This window comes from Paraburkholderia sp. BL27I4N3 (assembly GCF_003386115.1).
Classification (GTDB): Bacteria; Pseudomonadota; Gammaproteobacteria; order Burkholderiales; family Burkholderiaceae; genus Paraburkholderia.
On the sequence record NZ_QREJ01000001.1, the window covers coordinates 3,473,743 to 3,488,816 of the forward strand.

General features: G+C 63.8%; 15 protein-coding genes. 10 read left to right on the forward strand and 5 right to left on the reverse strand.

Annotation, left to right across the window (positions count from 1 at the left end; translation table 11 throughout):
- Positions 1-371: 371 nt before the first annotated feature.
- The 7 genes from B0G71_RS15790 to ureG all read left to right on the forward strand — a co-directional run bounded on the left by B0G71_RS15790 (position 372) and on the right by ureG (position 5,740).
- A complete protein-coding gene (locus B0G71_RS15790; RefSeq protein ID WP_116119167.1) occupies positions 372-1,175 on the forward strand; it encodes a transporter substrate-binding domain-containing protein in 804 nt (267 codons plus the stop codon).
- A gap of 175 nt (positions 1,176-1,350) precedes the next feature.
- Positions 1,351-1,653, forward strand: a complete 303-nt coding sequence (gene ureA / locus B0G71_RS15795; protein WP_011487082.1) for an urease subunit gamma — start codon at positions 1,351-1,353, stop codon at positions 1,651-1,653.
- A 27-nt stretch (positions 1,654-1,680) separates the two neighbouring features.
- A complete protein-coding gene (locus tag B0G71_RS15800) occupies positions 1,681-1,986 on the forward strand; it encodes an urease subunit beta (protein WP_116142675.1) in 306 nt (101 codons plus the stop codon).
- Between the two features lie 58 nt (positions 1,987-2,044).
- Positions 2,045-3,751: an urease subunit alpha gene (gene ureC, locus B0G71_RS15805; protein ID WP_106285880.1), complete on the forward strand. Its 1,707-nt coding sequence runs from the start codon at positions 2,045-2,047 to the stop codon at positions 3,749-3,751.
- A 3-nt stretch (positions 3,752-3,754) separates the two neighbouring features.
- A complete protein-coding gene (gene ureE / locus B0G71_RS15810) occupies positions 3,755-4,408 on the forward strand; it encodes an urease accessory protein UreE (RefSeq protein WP_116142676.1) in 654 nt (217 codons plus the stop codon).
- Entirely contained in the window at positions 4,395-5,075 is a 681-nt protein-coding gene (locus tag B0G71_RS15815) for an urease accessory protein UreF (RefSeq protein WP_116148627.1), read from the forward strand. Before ureE ends, B0G71_RS15815 begins: the two co-directional genes overlap by 14 nt.
- Positions 5,076-5,086: 11 nt before the next feature.
- Positions 5,087-5,740: an urease accessory protein UreG gene (ureG, locus tag B0G71_RS15820; protein WP_012431976.1), complete on the forward strand. Its 654-nt coding sequence runs from the start codon at positions 5,087-5,089 to the stop codon at positions 5,738-5,740.
- 4 nt (positions 5,741-5,744) lie between these two features.
- Here the strand turns inward: ureG and B0G71_RS15825 are convergent, their stop codons facing one another.
- The 5 genes from B0G71_RS15825 to B0G71_RS15845 all read right to left on the reverse strand — a co-directional run bounded on the left by B0G71_RS15825 (position 5,745) and on the right by B0G71_RS15845 (position 11,490).
- Positions 5,745-6,455 carry a Fic family protein gene (locus tag B0G71_RS15825; RefSeq protein WP_116148629.1) on the reverse strand — a complete coding sequence of 237 codons (711 nt, stop codon included), beginning with the start codon at positions 6,453-6,455 and terminating at the stop codon, positions 5,745-5,747.
- Between the two features lie 111 nt (positions 6,456-6,566).
- Positions 6,567-7,880: a lipid IV(A) 3-deoxy-D-manno-octulosonic acid transferase gene (gene waaA / locus B0G71_RS15830; RefSeq protein ID WP_116142677.1), complete on the reverse strand. Its 1,314-nt coding sequence runs from the start codon at positions 7,878-7,880 to the stop codon at positions 6,567-6,569.
- Between the two features lie 67 nt (positions 7,881-7,947).
- Positions 7,948-8,832, reverse strand: a complete 885-nt coding sequence (locus tag B0G71_RS15835) for a Kdo hydroxylase family protein (protein ID WP_116142678.1) — start codon at positions 8,830-8,832, stop codon at positions 7,948-7,950.
- Between the two features lie 49 nt (positions 8,833-8,881).
- Positions 8,882-9,883, reverse strand: a complete 1,002-nt coding sequence (waaC, locus tag B0G71_RS15840; RefSeq protein ID WP_116142679.1) for a lipopolysaccharide heptosyltransferase I — start codon at positions 9,881-9,883, stop codon at positions 8,882-8,884.
- Positions 9,884-10,095: 212 nt separating this feature from the next.
- A complete protein-coding gene (locus B0G71_RS15845; RefSeq protein ID WP_106285874.1) occupies positions 10,096-11,490 on the reverse strand; it encodes a phosphomannomutase/phosphoglucomutase in 1,395 nt (464 codons plus the stop codon).
- A gap of 301 nt (positions 11,491-11,791) precedes the next feature.
- On the opposite strand from B0G71_RS15845, the gene B0G71_RS15850 reads away from it, so the two are divergent.
- The 3 genes from B0G71_RS15850 to B0G71_RS15860 are packed head-to-tail and all read left to right on the forward strand — an operon-like array spanning position 11,792 to position 15,069.
- On the forward strand, positions 11,792-13,054 hold the full coding sequence (locus B0G71_RS15850; RefSeq protein WP_116148631.1) for an oligosaccharide flippase family protein: 1,263 nt from the start codon (positions 11,792-11,794) through the stop codon (positions 13,052-13,054).
- Complete coding sequence (locus B0G71_RS15855) at positions 13,051-13,881, forward strand: glycosyltransferase (protein WP_116142680.1); 831 nt, start codon at positions 13,051-13,053, stop codon at positions 13,879-13,881. The genes B0G71_RS15850 and B0G71_RS15855 overlap by 4 nt, the downstream gene beginning before the upstream one ends.
- 39 nt (positions 13,882-13,920) lie before the next feature.
- Complete coding sequence (locus tag B0G71_RS15860; protein ID WP_106285872.1) at positions 13,921-15,069, forward strand: glycosyltransferase family 4 protein; 1,149 nt, start codon at positions 13,921-13,923, stop codon at positions 15,067-15,069.
- Positions 15,070-15,074: the final 5 nt, after the last annotated feature.

A 15,074-nucleotide genomic window follows, 5' to 3' on the forward strand; every position in this document is an offset into this window, starting at 1 on the left:
GCGAGCCGTCGGCACACCCAGGAATACGCCCGGCCAGTCATGCATATTCGCAAAGCAAAGTCGAACGCCACTCAAAACGCGCAGGTCGCATGCAACGCATTCACGTCATTCATCCAGTCGCCCGGCGCAGCTGAACGAGAAGAACGATCTGGTGCGTTTCATGTGTCTCGCGGCGGAGTCAGTCACCCGCGCAAAACCAGCAACGCACCAATTCGGCGCATTGCAATGCATCAAGTCTGTGCGTCGCGATTGCGCACGCCTTGCCAGCCCAAGCCCGAACGCTTTGGCATGCACCTTGCTCTGATCTTCTCCACGATACTGCCGCGTCCCGACGGCAGCCGACCGCTCGTCGCCACCACCGCTCACACAACATGACCCGATCGACTCTTCGCCCCGCGCGTCGCGCCTGGCTCGCCGCACTGTTGCTCTCGCCCGTCCTCGCCGTCACCGCGCCCGCCGCTCACGCGGATACGCTCGATAACATCGCCAAGGCCGGTGTGCTCAAAGTCGCCGTGCCGGAAGACTATCCGCCGTTTGGCTCGGTCGGCGCGGACATGAAGCCGCAGGGCTACGACATCGACACTGCCGCCCTGCTCGCGAAGTCGATGAACGTGAAGCTCGAACTCGTGCCGGTCAACAGCGCCAACCGCATTCCGTATCTGCAAACGGGCAAGGTGGACCTGGTGATCTCGTCGCTCGGCAAGACGCCGGACCGCGAGAAGGTGATCGACTTCTCGACCGCCTACGCGCCGTACTACCAGGGCGTGTTCGGTCCCGCCGACATCAAGGTCAGCGGCCCCGCCGATCTGACCGGCAAGACGGTCGGCGCAACCCGCGGTGCGCTCGAGGAAATCGGTCTTACGCAAATGGCGCCGAACGCGACCATCAAGCGCTTCGAAGACAACAACGCGACCATCGCCGCGTTCCTGTCGGGCCAGGTGCAGTTGATCGCCGCGGGCAACATCGTCGCGGCCGCGATCCTCGCGAAGAATCCGCCGCGCCGCCCGGAGCCGAAGTTCGTCATCAAGAATTCGCCGTGCTTCGTCGGTATGAACAAGAACGAGCCACGCCTGCAGCAGAAAGTGAACGCCGCGATCGCGCAGGCGAAGCAGGACGGCACGCTCAACACGATGTCGAAGAAGTGGTTCAGCGCGCCGCTGCCGGCCGATCTGTAAGCGCGCCGTTAGCCGAACTTGATACCGTGACCGGCTTATCCGGCATTGCACTCGTCATGGACGCATCCCGTGCGGCGCACGCGATCCCGGCCATGACACGCAGCGCCAATCATTGTCGTGGCCGGTCCCGCCCCGGACCGTCGCAACGAACGTCACAACCCTACGCACTCATTCGATGAAGCTGACACCTCGCGAGAAGGACAAGCTGCTGATCTTCACCGCCGCGCTGCTTGCCGAACGGCGCCGCGCGCGCGGCCTCAAACTGAACTATCCGGAAGCGATCGCCTTCATCACCGCCGCGCTGATGGAAGCAGCCCGCGATGGCAAGACCGTCGCCGAAGTGATGCACTACGGCACCACGCTGCTCACCCGCGACGACGTCATGGAAGGCGTGCCGGAAATGATCCCCGACATTCAGGTCGAAGCCACGTTCCCCGACGGCACCAAGCTCGTCACCGTTCATCACCCGATCCCCTGATCATTGCAATCACATAAGGCAGGCTAGATGATTCCCGGCGAACTCTTCATCGACGACGGCGAACACGAACTGAACGCGGGCCGCGCCACCGTCACGGTGGTCGTGTCGAATACCGGCGACCGTCCGGTGCAGATCGGCTCGCACTATCACTTCTATGAAGTCAACGAGGCGCTCTCGTTCGATCGCGACGTCGCGCGCGGCTTCCGGCTGAACATCGCGGCGGGCACCGCCGTGCGCTTCGAGCCCGGCCAGGAGCGCACCGTCGAGCTGGTCGAACTGGCGGGCGATCGCGTCGTCTACGGCTTCAACGGCAAGGTGATGGGCAAGCTGTGAGGCCCCTCTGCCTCTTTGCACACGCCCAGATCGCCCTGTTCATTTCCGGACCCACACCATGACCTTACGCATTGGCCGCCGCGCATACGCGGAAATGTTCGGCCCCACCGCCGGCGACCGCGTGCGCCTTGCCGACACCGAATTGCTGATCGAAGTCGAGCGCGACTTCACCACCTACGGCGAAGAAGTGAAATTCGGCGGCGGCAAAGTGATTCGCGACGGCATGGGCCAGTCGCAACGCGTGCATGCCGAGGTGGTCGATACCGTCGTGACGAATGCCGTGATTCTCGATCACTGGGGCATCGTCAAAGCCGACATCGGCATCAAGGACGGCCGCATCGCCGCAATCGGCAAAGCGGGCAATCCCGACATCCAGCCGAACGTGACGATCGCGATCGGCGCGTCCACCGAAGTGATCGCGGGCGAAGGCCTGATCGTGACGGCCGGCGGCATCGACACGCATATTCACTTCATCAGCCCGCAGCAGATCGAAGAGGCGCTCGCGAGCGGCGTGACCACGATGCTCGGCGGCGGCACCGGGCCGGCCACGGGCACCAACGCGACCACTTGCACGCCGGGTCCGTGGCATCTCGAACGCATGCTGCAAGCGGCGGACGGTTATCCGATGAATCTCGGCTTTCTCGGCAAGGGCAACGTGAGTCTGCCGCAGCCGGCACTGGAGCAGATCGCCGCGGGTGCGATCGGTTTGAAGCTGCATGAGGACTGGGGCACGACGCCGGCCGCGATCGACAACTGCCTCTCAGTCGCCGACGATACCGACACGCAGGTCGCGATTCACACGGACACGCTGAACGAAGCCGGCTTCGTGGAAGCCACCGTGGCCGCGTTCAAGGGCCGCACGATTCACACGTATCACACGGAAGGCGCGGGCGGCGGCCACGCACCGGACATCATCAAGGTATGCGGCGAAGCGAACGTGCTGCCCTCCTCGACCAATCCGACGCGCCCGTACACCGTCAACACGCTTGAAGAGCATCTCGACATGCTGATGGTGTGCCACCACCTGGACCCGTCGATTGCGGAAGACATCGCGTTCGCCGAATCGCGCATTCGCCGCGAAACCATTGCCGCCGAAGACATCCTGCACGACCTCGGCGCGCTGTCGATGCTGTCGTCGGATTCGCAGGCGATGGGGCGTGTCGGCGAGGTGATCATCCGCACCTGGCAGACCGCGCACAAGATGAAGGTGCAACGCGGCGCGCTGCCTGAGGACAACGCGCGCCACGACAACTTCCGTGCGAAGCGCTACGTCGCCAAGTACACGATCAACCCGGCGATCACGCACGGCATCGCGCACGAAGTCGGCTCGATCGAGCCGGGCAAGTGGGCCGACCTGGTGTTCTGGGAGCCGGCGTTTTTCGGCATCAAGCCGTCGCTGATCCTCAAGGGCGGCATGATCGCCATGGCGCAAATGGGCGACCCGAACGCGTCGATTCCGACGCCGCAGCCGGTGCACTATCGCGAGATGTTCGCGACACGCGGCGGCGCCCTGGGACGCACGTCGCTGACCTTTGTCTCGCAGATGGCCGCCGATGCGGGCGTCGGCGAACGCTACGGCCTGAACAAGCGTATCGTTGCGGTCAGGAACTGCCGCAACATTTCGAAGGCAGACATGATCCACAATGCGTGGCGTCCGGCGATCAGTGTCGATCCGGAAACCTATCAGGTGATTGCCGACGGTCAGTTGCTGACCTGCGAACCGGCCACCGTGCTGCCAATGGCGCAACGCTACTTCCTGTTCTAGCCCATGCGCACCATCGACAAACTCATCGCGCCGCATCTGAAGCTCGCGCCCGTGCTGGTCAAGCGCGCGCCGACGCTGACACTGGCGTTCGACGATCGCCGCAAGAGCCGGCTCGCGGCCACGCTCGATAGCGGCGAAGAAGTCGCGCTGCTGTTGCCGCGCGGCACCGTGCTGCGCGACGGCGACGTCCTGGTCGCCGACGACGGCGGCCTCGTACGCGTCGTCGCCGCACCGGAAACAGTGCTCTACGTGCGCGCGAAAGACGCGTTGACTTTGACTCGCGCCGCTTATCACCTCGGCAACCGCCATACGCCAGTGGAGGTCGGCGCCGATTACCTGAAGCTCGAATACGATCCGGTGCTGGCCGACATGCTCAAGCGCATCGGCGCGAGCGTCGATCAGGTTTCGATGCCGTTCCAGCCGGAGTCCGGCGCGTATGGCGGCGGCCATAAGCACGGTCATGACGAAACCTTCGCCGAAGACTATGCGCTCGCGCAACAGGTGTTCGGCGAGCATCATGGACATGAGCATGGTCACGACCATGAACATAGCCACGCGGCGCACGGTCATTCGCATTCGCACGATCATGACCACGGCGATCACGTCCACGACGAATCGTGCGGGCATGGGCATCACCACCATCATGCGCATCGCTGAACTGACGGCGCTGCTGCACCTTGCGTCGCCGGCGCTGCCGATCGGCGCATTCAGCTACTCGCAGGGTCTGGAAGCCGCCATCGAAGCGCAATTGATCACCGACGCCGACTCCGCCCGCGACTGGATCGCCAGCGGCTTGAGCGACGTGCTCGCGCACGGCGAACTGCCGTTCCTCGCGCATCAGATGGAACGCTGGCGCACGCATGACGCCTCGGCCCTCGCGCAGGCCAACAGCGAATTCCTGGCGAGCCGCGAATCCGCGGAACTGCGCCGCGAAACAGAGCAGATGGGCTGGTCGTTGCGGCAGTTGTGCGTATCGCTCGAATGGGGCGACGCCGAGCGGCGCACGACCCTCGCCTCGCTGACGCCGCTCGCTCAACCCACGGCGTTCGCTTTCGCCGCCTACGCGCACGACGCCGCCGTCGACGCCGCGCTCGCCGCCTACGCCTTCAGCTGGGTGGAAAACCAGGCGGCCGCCGCGTTGAAGGCCGTGCCGTTGGGACAGCTCGCCGGTCAACGCATCATCGTCGCGTTGCGTGAGCCGATCGATGCCGCCGTCACGCGCGCCATGGCCACGTCGCCCGAGAACATCAACACTTTCGCGCCGCAACTCGGCATTCTTTCGGCGCGTCACGAGTCGCAGTATTCGCGGCTCTTTCGCTCATAAAACGATCCATCATGAACGCACCTCATCAGCCTGCCCACTCGTCCGTCCGCACGAAAAAACTGCCGCCGCTGCGCGTGGGCGTCGGCGGCCCGGTCGGCTCGGGCAAGACCACGCTCCTCGAAATGCTCTGCAAGGCGATGCGCGAACAGTATGACCTCGTCGCCATTACCAACGACATCTATACGAAAGAAGATCAGCGTCTGTTGACCGTGGCGGGCGCGTTGCCGGCCGAACGGATCATGGGCGTCGAAACGGGCGGCTGTCCGCATACGGCGATTCGCGAGGATGCCTCGATCAATCTGGAAGCGGTCGACCGCATGCTGACGCGTTTTCCCGATGCGGATATCGTGTTCATCGAATCGGGCGGCGACAACCTCGCTGCGACGTTCAGTCCGGAACTGTCGGATTTGACGATCTACGTGATCGATGTGGCGGGCGGCGAAAAGATTCCGCGGAAAGGCGGCCCCGGCATTACGAAGTCTGATCTGCTGGTGATCAACAAGACGGACCTTGCGCCGATGGTCGGCGCGAACCTCGATGTAATGGCGTCGGACGCCAAGAAGATGCGCGGCGAGCGGCCCTTCGTGATGTGCAATCTGAAGGCGCTCGACGGGTTGGAGGTGGTGGTGAGGTTTATTGAGGAGAAGGGGTTGTTGAAGGTTTGAGGCTTCACTCGCCCGGATGGCATTCCAGCAGGAATGCCATCATTTCGGTGCCGTCTTTCGAAAGGTAAAAGCGCACCATCTTTTCGTTGAAGTCGGCCGCACGCTGAGCGGGGACGCTGATCGCGTCGATACCGTTCGCCATCAGCACGCCATTCATCATGAAACGTGACGTGCGTTTGTTGCCGTCGAAGAAGAACTGCTGCAGTGCGCCGAAGAGGAAAAAAGCACAACCGCGTTCGAAGGCGTTGGAGACCTGATCAGTCAGCGCACGAGTGCCTGCGGCAAAGACGCGGTTGAGTTCCGGGGCGCCCGGCAGGGTTGGTAGCGGCGTGTGGCGCGTCTTTCCTTCTCCTTGAAAGACACCCCACTCATGGACCTCCTGACGCGCAGCCGGCCGGTGTAACTCGCAATACGTCGCCTTATCGAGCGCGAATCGCCCGTTCTGCACAATCGCCAGCAGATACTTCGAAGTCTCAAGCAGGTTCAGAACCTGGTCCTGATCGGATATTCTTCGACTGCCCACAGTTACACCGTCAAGCAGTGTCTTCACCTCGGTGAACGTGAAGGGATTACCTTCGACAACGCTCGCATCCCACACGAATTCCGGCAGCATTCGATGAAAACGGAAGCACACCCGTCGAATTGAATGGGTCGGGATGTCTTGTGGAATCGCGGCACGATCCCATTTGAAACCGAGGTCGGTGAAAAGCGTCATTGCAGTCGGTGAAAGCGAAGGAAAGCGCAGTGCCGGAATGTCAACCTTCGCGCAACATATCAGCAATGAACGCGCAAAGCTGAGCGGCAGCACCGCTTCCGCACCCCGCCCTCACTCTCCCTCCGGCAACAACGCCATCAACACATCCACGGTACGCGCCGTCGCGCCGCGATGGCGCGCGGCGAATGCCGACGCGGCGCCGCCCATGGCCAGCCTTCTGGCCTTATCGCCAAACAACTCGCGCAACGCCCGTCCCAGATCCGCAGGATCCTTAACCTGCACCGCGGCGCCCGCCGCGACCGCATCCGCGGTGGCCTGCGTGAAGTTGAACACATGCGGTCCGATCAGCACCGGCACACCGACCGCGCACGCCTCGATCAGATTCTGCCCACCCAACGGCAACAAACTACCGCCGATGAACGCCAGGTCCGACGCGGCATAGTAAGCACCCAACTCACCCATCGAATCGCCCAGCAGCACGTTCACGCCCTCAGGCAGTGGCGGCACTGCACCACTCGTTGCCGCCGACGCCACCTTGGCATCCGGCGCCCACACCGACCGTCGGGCGATCCGCAGCCCGGCCTTCTCGACCAGCCCGGCCACTTCGTTGAAACGTTGCGGATGACGCGGCACCAGAATCAGCAGCGCGTTATCAATGCCTAGCGCCGCGAACGCCTGCAGCACCAGTTCCTCTTCACCCTCGCGCGTACTCGCCGCGACCCACACCGGACGCGCGCCGATCGCCGCGCGCCACGCATGCCCGCGCGCCGCCAGTTCCGGCGGCGTGCTCATGTCGAATTTCAGATTGCCGAGCACGGCCACGTTGCGCGCGCCGAGCGCGGTCAGCCGCTCGGCATCCGATGGACTCTGGGCCAGCACACGCGCAAAGCCGCCGAACACGTCCTTGGTCGCGCTGCCGAACTTCGCCGCGCGCTTATACGAGCGCGCCGACATCCGCGCATTAGTCAATACCAGCGGCACGTCCGCGCGACGGCACTCGTCGATCAGCGTGGGCCACACTTCGGTTTCCATCACCAGACCCAGCGACGGCCGCCATGCCCGCAAAAACCGCTGCACGGCATGCGGCATGTCGTACGGCAGATAACTGCGCAAGACCCGGTCGCCGAAAATCTGCTCGCCGGTGGCGCGCCCGCTCGGCGTCATGTGCGTCAACAGAATGCGCGCGTCGGGACGCGCCTTGATCAGCGCATCGATCAGCGGTTGCGCGGCGCGCGTCTCGCCCACCGACACCGCGTGCACCCAGATTAGCGGCGCATTGTCTTCGGGCAACCGGCCGCGCGAATAACCGAAGCGCTCACCGATACGCTCGCGATAGCCGCGTTCCTTGCGCGAGCGGATCAACAGGCGCAACACAGCCAGCGGCGCGATGATCCACCAGAGCGCGCGATAGATCGCCCTCAGCATCGGCACTCCGCCTGCCTGAAGCGACGAGCCAATCCATCGAGCGAAACCGGCAAATGGAACGCGGCGCTCAAACCAGCGCCCTGCCCTTCAGGCGCTCGAGAATTCCGAGTGGCGCGCATTCCGGCTGCGCCATCGCCTTGACCGGCAGGAAGAAGGTCTGCTCCAGCATGAACTGGCCGGACATCACCGCGTGCGAGGTCTGATCCGAAAAACACACCCAGACGCTGCCGGGCGGAAACGGCATGGTCTCCTGCGGGCTCGACTTCTGATAGTCGAGATCGGCCTTCATGCCGTCGTGCAGATGCAGCATCAAATGGTCGTACTCGCTGCGCGGCGATTTGGTCACGTGCAGCAGGTTCAGCAGCCATGCGGCGCCCGGCATTTGCGGCTTGATGCGCGGCAGGAAACGTTTGGCCATGTCCTCGAACGGTTCGCCGACGCGCCACACACGCGGCGCGCCGTGCGGATTGACGTTGGTGAACACGCGCAGAATACGCTCGCCGTAGTTCGGCCGGGAAGGAAAGGCGTCCACATGCAGACGGCTATCGTCTTTGCGCCATGACGTCTCGCGCGTTTCCACCTGATGCAGCCGCAGGCTGGTCGGCGCCACGCGCAACCTGCCGTTGTATTCGGGAAAGAGTCCGTCGACCAGCGTGCGCGCATTGGTCTGATAACGCGCGATCAACGCACGCACGGCGGATTGCGTGACGGCGTCGCCGGCCACACCGTGCAGCGCGCCACCATTCGGTTCGAGGCTGATGTTCTTGCGGTTCGGATCGGCGAGCGCGGGGTCGAGCAGCGCCTGTTCGCCGCCTTCGATCGCGAAGCGCAGATTCGGGAAATACAGCACTTTGCCGCGTTCGACGCCGGCAAGCAGCATCTCGCGCGGCACGGACAGGTTGCGCCCGTGCCAGTCGGCGTTCGCTACTTCGATGATCTGGGTTTCGTTCATGGTCGCCCTTGAAAACGGTTGGAGCGCAAGGCGGAGCGCCCCGGACGTGTCATAGCAGGCCGAAGCCCGCGAGTGCCGACTTCACCTGTTGCAGCGTGGGTGGCTGTCCGGCCGTGCCGAGATTGACGACGTTCGGCGACCAGTAGCCGCCAGTGCGCCACGCAGTGGCGAAATTGTACAACTCGACCGTCGGTCGCTTCAGCGCCGCGGCGATGTGAACCAGACCTGTGTCAACACCGACGGTGGCGGCCGCGCCTTCGATCAGGCCGACCACCGCGGGCAACGAGAGCCGGGGCGGCACGATGGCCGCGGCGCCGAACTCTTTCGCCAGACGCTCGCTGGTCGCGCGCTCCTCTTCGCTGCCCCACGGCAGCACGATCGACGCACCGCGCCGCACGAGAGACTGCCCCAACTCGATCCATGCCGTGTCGGGCCACTGCTTGTCGGCGCGCGAGGTAGCGTGCACGAACACGACGTACGGCACTGGCAAGTTCAGATTCGCCTCCGACAAAGCCAGCGCAGCGCGCCCGGTGTCGATGCCGAAGTCGATGTCGTCGGAGGGCTGCGGCGGCGGGTCGTTCAGCGCCGCGGCCACCAGTTGGCGCGTGCGCTCGACCACATGGGTGCGCGGCTCGATCGGCACGCGCTTGTCGTAGAAGAAGCGCACCGGCCATTCGAAGCCCGCGCCGTCCGTGCGGTTCGCAAGACCGACCAGCGTGCCGCGCGCCATGCTCGCAACCCACGCGGTCTTGATGAGCCCCTGGCAGTCGATCACGAGGTCGTAGTGTTCGGCGGCGAGCGCGCGGCGAAATGCGCCGATCTCGCGCCAGTTGTCGACCGACAGAATGCGCTTGCGCCAGCGCCGCAGCGACACGGGAATCGCCCGGTGTACGCCGCTCACGAGTTGCACGAGCCCGACGAAGCTTTCTTCGACGAGCCAGTCGATCTGGGCCTCGGGATGGCGGCGTCGGATATCGGCGATCACCGGCATGTTGTGAACGACGTCGCCCAGCGACGACACCCTCACGATCAGTATCTTTTGCACGCTCAAGAGTGGGAAAACCGGCTGTCCGGCCCGAAGATGCGTTGAGAGAGCCCCAAGGGGCATGAGAAAACCTGAAACACACCGCCGTTTCTCATGAGGACGGCAATTCTAGCGCGTTGCATGCGCACCGCATGAAAAAACGCGGCGCGGTAAGAGAAACCCGCGCCGCGTTCGACGGCCACCGCGGTTCGAACCGAACCGCGGTGCCGCTCATGCGTTTAGAACGGCAGCTTCGCGTCCGGCTTCTCCGCCATGATCACGCGGCGGAAGTCTTCCTGGATGCGCCTGAGCGCCGCGTCGTTATCGGCTTCGAAGCGCATCACCACGACCGGCGTGGTATTCGACGAGCGCGCGAGACCGAAACCGTCCGGATACTCGACGCGCAGGCCGTCGATCTTCACGACGTCGTCCGCGCCGGTGAATTGTGCGTTTTTCTGCAGACGCGCAATGAGTTCGAAGTTTTCGCCTTCTTCGAGCTTCAGTTGCAGTTCCGGCGTGGAGTTCGAGTTCGGCAGCGAGTTCAGCAGCTTGCTCGGGTCCTCCACCCGCGTGAGGATTTCGAGCAGACGCGCTCCCGTGTACAGGCCGTCGTCGAAACCGTACCAGCGGTCCTTGAAGAACACGTGGCCGCTCATTTCGCCGGCCAGCGGCGCGCCGGTTTCACGCAGCTTCGCCTTGACGAGCGAGTGGCCGGTCTTCCACATGAGCGGCTCGCCGCCCTTGTCCTTCACCCACTTGGCGAGGTTACGCGTGCACTTCACGTCGTAAATGATCTGCGCGCCCTTGTTGCGCGACAGCACTTCTTCGGCGAACAGCATGAGCTGACGGTCCGGATAGATGATCTGGCCGTCTTTGGTGACCACGCCGAGGCGGTCGCCGTCGCCGTCGAACGCGAAGCCGATTTCGGCGTCCGTTTCCTTCAGCGCGCGGATCACGTCCTGCAGGTTTTCCGGGTGAGCCGGGTCCGGATGATGGTTCGGGAAGTTGCCGTCGATTTCGGTGAACAGTTCGACCAGTTCACAGCCGAGCTTCTTGAACAACTTGGGCGCAAGGCCGCCGGCCACGCCGTTGCCGGTATCGACCACGATCTTCATGGGACGCGCGAGCTTGATGTCGCTCGTGATGCGATCCAGATAGGCGTCGGCGATGTCGTACTCGGTGTACGTGCCGCTGCCTGCGGAGAAGTTCTCGTCGACAATGCGCTGATGCAGCGCGAGAATCTGCTCGCCGTAAATCGCCGCGCCGCGCAGGACCATCTTGAAGCCGTTGTAGTCCGGCGGATTATGGCTACCTGTCACGACGATGCACGAATCGACGCGGCGCTCGCCGCCGTCGAGCTGCAACGGCACGCTGGCCGCGAAGTAGCCGACCGGCGTGGGCACCATGCCCACGTTGACCACGTCGACGCCGGCTTCACGCAGGCCGTCCGACAAAGCCTGGACCAACTCGGGACCCGACAGGCGTCCGTCACGCGCGACCACGACGGCGTCGCCGCCCTGGGCCCGCACTTCGCTGCCGAACGCGCGGCCGATCGAACGCGCTGCATCGGCGTCGAGCGTCTTGCCGATTACACCGCGAATGTCATACGCCTTGAAAATAGATTTGGAGATCATGTTGGCTCACTTGCGTGCAATGGAGAAATTTGACCGGCGCACCGCCGATGAATCGGTAAAACACAGCGATGCGCCCTTGCCGGAAGCGATCCGGTTCCAACTTATAATTGCGCCTTTCAGACCAGCCTTATAGCACCATTCTAATGCTTAGACGCCCTCCAAATGTAAAGTTGCCGCGACCGTCGGCGGGTTGGGCAAACGCGCGCACTGTGCCGCACGGGTCATGCGTGCCGCTCATGCTTGCGGTGCCGCGGGCATGGTCGGCACGCCCAGCGCAAGTGGACTGGCGAGCGGCCAGCGGATGCTGACGCTCAAGCGCTTCGCCAATCCGGACGTCACGCGCGCCTTCACGAATATCGTCTGGCTCGGGCTGGAGCGGCTCACGCAGATCGGCGTGGCGATCGTGATCAGCGGCATGCTGGCGCGCTACTTCGGGCCGGACACGTTCGGCAAATGGCAATACGCGAACACGCTGCTGCTGGTGCTCTCGCCCATTACCTGGGTGTGCGGCGCGGAGATTCTGGTGCCTACCATCGTCAACCGCCCGCCGGCGCAGCTCGGCACGGTGCTCGGCAGCGCTTTCGCGCTGCGCATTTCCGTGTCGGTGGCCGCTTTGCTGCTGACCTGGCTCGGCATCGCCTTGCATTTCTTCGACCCGCTGGTCGGCGCCATGCTCGCCGGCCTTGCCGTCACCATGCTGTTTCGCGAACCGTTCGTCGGCGTGGTGAACGCGTGGCTGCAGAGCATGACCTATAGCAAGCCGCAATTGCTCACCAGCATGAGCACCGCGGTGCTAAAGGCCGCGCTGGTCTATCTGCTGGTGCGCGCTGCAGCCGCGCCCGCGCGCTTCGGCTGGCTGTGGGCGCTCGAATCGGCCGCCATCGGCGCGGTCCTGCTGGTCTATTACGTGCGCCGGCACGGCGGCAAGCTCGGCTGGCATCTCGACCGTTCGCTCTTCAGGCACTTCGCGAGCGCCGGCACGGTGTTCTGGCTCGGCCTGATCGGTATGTACCTGTTCCTGAAACTGGACCGGCTGATGCTCGAACGGACGATTTCCTTCGCCGATCTCGGGCGCTATTCCGCCGCCCAGCAGTTGAACGAAAACTGGATCACACTCGCGCTGATGCTCGCGCAGACCATTGCGCCCGCCTTCGTCTACCGCGTGCAGGATGCCGCCCAATTGCGCCGCAATATGTGGCGGCTCACGGCCATGACCGCCGTGCTGATGGTGAGTGGCGCGATCGTACTGGATCTGCTGGCCGGGCTGATCATCCGCCGCGTGTTCGGGCCGCAGTTCGAAGGCGCGATCGATATCTTCCGCTGGGCCGTGTGGCTGTCGGTACCCGCCGGCATCGAGGCGATCGGCAATCTCATTGTGTTGAAATATCAGGCCAAGTTCGTCCTGCTCGCCAAGTGGCTGCTGGCGCTGGCCGTTGCGTTCGTGGTCAATCTGCTGGCGATTCCGCGCTTTGGCGCCTATGGCGCGCTCATGGGCCTCGCCGCCGGATACCTGGCTGCCGCGTCGGTTAATCTTTATTACATTCGTTTCAAATTGCGCCCATGACGAACTCACCCGCCACCGCGCAAATGACCCTCGACGACGTCGCAGTGCTGATTCCCGCCTATAACGGCCAGGCCGATGTCGACCTCACGCTGGCGTCGTTCAGTGAAAGCGCGCCGGTGCACGTGCTGATCGTCGACGACGGCAGCACGCCGCCGATCGTCGCGCCGGCCATCGCCAATATGACGATCGAAGTGTTGCGCATGGCGCAGAACGGCGGGATCGAACGGGCGTTGCAAACCGGCATCGACGCGCTTGCGCAACGCGGCTTTCGTTACGCGGCGCGCATTGACGCGGGCGACCGCAGCGTGCCGCAGCGGCTCGCCAAACAACGCATGTTCATGGAATCGCATCCACGCGTGGCAGGGCTCGGCATGTGGACGCAAGTCGTCACGCGCGAAGGCAAGCCGCTCTTCATGCTGACGCCGCCCGCCGAACCGAACGCGATCCGCCGCCTGCGCTTCTTCCGCTCATGCCTCGCGCATCCTTCGATGATGCTGCGCATCGACGCCGTGCGCGCAGTCGGCAACTACCGCGCCGAGTACCGTTCCGCCGAAGATCTCGATCTGTTCGTACGTCTGATGGAGCGCTACGACTGCGCGAACCTGCCGGAGCTTGGGCTCTACTACGAACTGAACGAAGGCGGCATCAGCGCGACCCGACGGCGTCGCCAGGTGAGTTCGACGCTGCGCCTGCAACTGCGCTACTTCAACGCCGCCAATCTGTACGACTGGCTGGGCCTCGCCAAAAATCTGCTGCATCTGGTGACGCCCTACAGCGCACTGCAGCGGATCAAACGCAGCCTGTTCACGCCGCGCGCGAGCCATTAAACCATTCACCATCCCATTCACCGCCGAGCTCGTTCCCGCATGAAGCCTGCCTTGAAGTCGACGCCCGCGTTGCGCATTACACTCGTCTGTAACACCGCCTGGGCAATCTATACCTATCGGCAAGGGCTGATCCGTATGCTGGTGGGACGCGGCGTCGACGTGACGATCGTCGCGCCGCGCGACCGCACGTTCGAACTGCTCACCGCCATGGGCTGCCGCTGCATCGACTTGCCGGTCGCCTCGAAAAGCACCAGTCCACGCGACGACCTGCGCACGCTGTACGCGCTCTACCGGCACTATCGGTCGATCCGTCCGCACGTGGTGTTCCACTACACGATCAAGCCGAATATTTACGGTTCGATCGCCGCGAAGCTGGCGGGCGTGCAGTCGGTTGCGGTCACAACGGGACTGGGCTACGTGTTCATCCAGCATAGCCGCGCCGCTCAGGTGGCCAAAAAACTGTATCGTTTTGCGTTCCGTTTCCCGCGCGAAATATGGTTTTTGAATCGCGACGATCAAGCGGCGTTTGTCGAACAGAATTTGTTAGTGCATCCTGAGCGTGCGCGGCTGTTGCATGGCGAAGGCGTCGACCTCGTGCAGTTCGCCTTCACGCCGCTGCCCGAGCGCACCGATTACCGCTTCGTGCTGATCGGGCGGCTGCTGTGGGACAAGGGCGTGGGCGAATATGTCGAAGCCGCGCGGCGCTTGCGTGAACGTTACCCGCACGCGCGGTTCCAGTTGCTCGGCCCGGTCGGCGTCGACAATCCCAGCGCGATCACGCGCGAGGAAGTGGCGGCGTGGGAGCGGGAAGGCATCATCGAGTATCTTGGCGAGGCGCACGACGTGCGGCCTTTGATCGCCGAGGCGGATTGCGTGGTCCTGCCGTCGTATCGCGAAGGCGTGCCTCGTACGCTGATGGAAGCCTCGGCGATAGGCCGGCCGATCGTCGCCACCGACGTGCCCGGCTGCCGCGAGGTGGTGGCGGACGGGGTCAACGGATTGCTGTGCGAAGTGCGCAATGCAGAAAGCCTTGCGGCCGCGCTGGCACGCATGCTCGACATGAGCAGCGCGGAGCGGCGGGCCATGGCTGAACGCGGCCGGAAGAAAGTCGCGGAAGAATTCGACGAACGGGTGGTCGTCGAAACGTATAAGGACCTGGTGCAGAAAATGACGGGTGTTTTACTTTAACGGAG

What these genes read in the sequence shown, in the direction of transcription:
- B0G71_RS15790 (WP_116119167.1), top strand. Translation starts at nt 372, where the DNA reads ATGACCCGATCGACTCTTCGCCCCGCGCGTCGCGCCTGGCTCGCCGCA.
- ureA (WP_011487082.1), top strand. Translation starts at nt 1,351, where the DNA reads ATGAAGCTGACACCTCGCGAGAAGGACAAGCTGCTGATCTTCACCGCC.
- B0G71_RS15800 (WP_116142675.1), top strand. Translation starts at nt 1,681, where the DNA reads ATGATTCCCGGCGAACTCTTCATCGACGACGGCGAACACGAACTGAAC.
- ureC (WP_106285880.1), top strand. Translation starts at nt 2,045, where the DNA reads ATGACCTTACGCATTGGCCGCCGCGCATACGCGGAAATGTTCGGCCCC.
- ureE (WP_116142676.1), top strand. Translation starts at nt 3,755, where the DNA reads ATGCGCACCATCGACAAACTCATCGCGCCGCATCTGAAGCTCGCGCCC.
- B0G71_RS15815 (WP_116148627.1), top strand. Translation starts at nt 4,395, where the DNA reads ATGCGCATCGCTGAACTGACGGCGCTGCTGCACCTTGCGTCGCCGGCG.
- ureG (WP_012431976.1), top strand. Translation starts at nt 5,087, where the DNA reads ATGAACGCACCTCATCAGCCTGCCCACTCGTCCGTCCGCACGAAAAAA.
- B0G71_RS15825 (WP_116148629.1), bottom strand. Translation starts at nt 6,455, where the DNA reads ATGACGCTTTTCACCGACCTCGGTTTCAAATGGGATCGTGCCGCGATT.
- waaA (WP_116142677.1), bottom strand. Translation starts at nt 7,880, where the DNA reads ATGCTGAGGGCGATCTATCGCGCGCTCTGGTGGATCATCGCGCCGCTG.
- B0G71_RS15835 (WP_116142678.1), bottom strand. Translation starts at nt 8,832, where the DNA reads ATGAACGAAACCCAGATCATCGAAGTAGCGAACGCCGACTGGCACGGG.
- B0G71_RS15845 (WP_106285874.1), bottom strand. Translation starts at nt 11,490, where the DNA reads ATGATCTCCAAATCTATTTTCAAGGCGTATGACATTCGCGGTGTAATC.
- B0G71_RS15850 (WP_116148631.1), top strand. Translation starts at nt 11,792, where the DNA reads ATGCTGACGCTCAAGCGCTTCGCCAATCCGGACGTCACGCGCGCCTTC.
- B0G71_RS15855 (WP_116142680.1), top strand. Translation starts at nt 13,051, where the DNA reads ATGACGAACTCACCCGCCACCGCGCAAATGACCCTCGACGACGTCGCA.
- B0G71_RS15860 (WP_106285872.1), top strand. Translation starts at nt 13,921, where the DNA reads ATGAAGCCTGCCTTGAAGTCGACGCCCGCGTTGCGCATTACACTCGTC.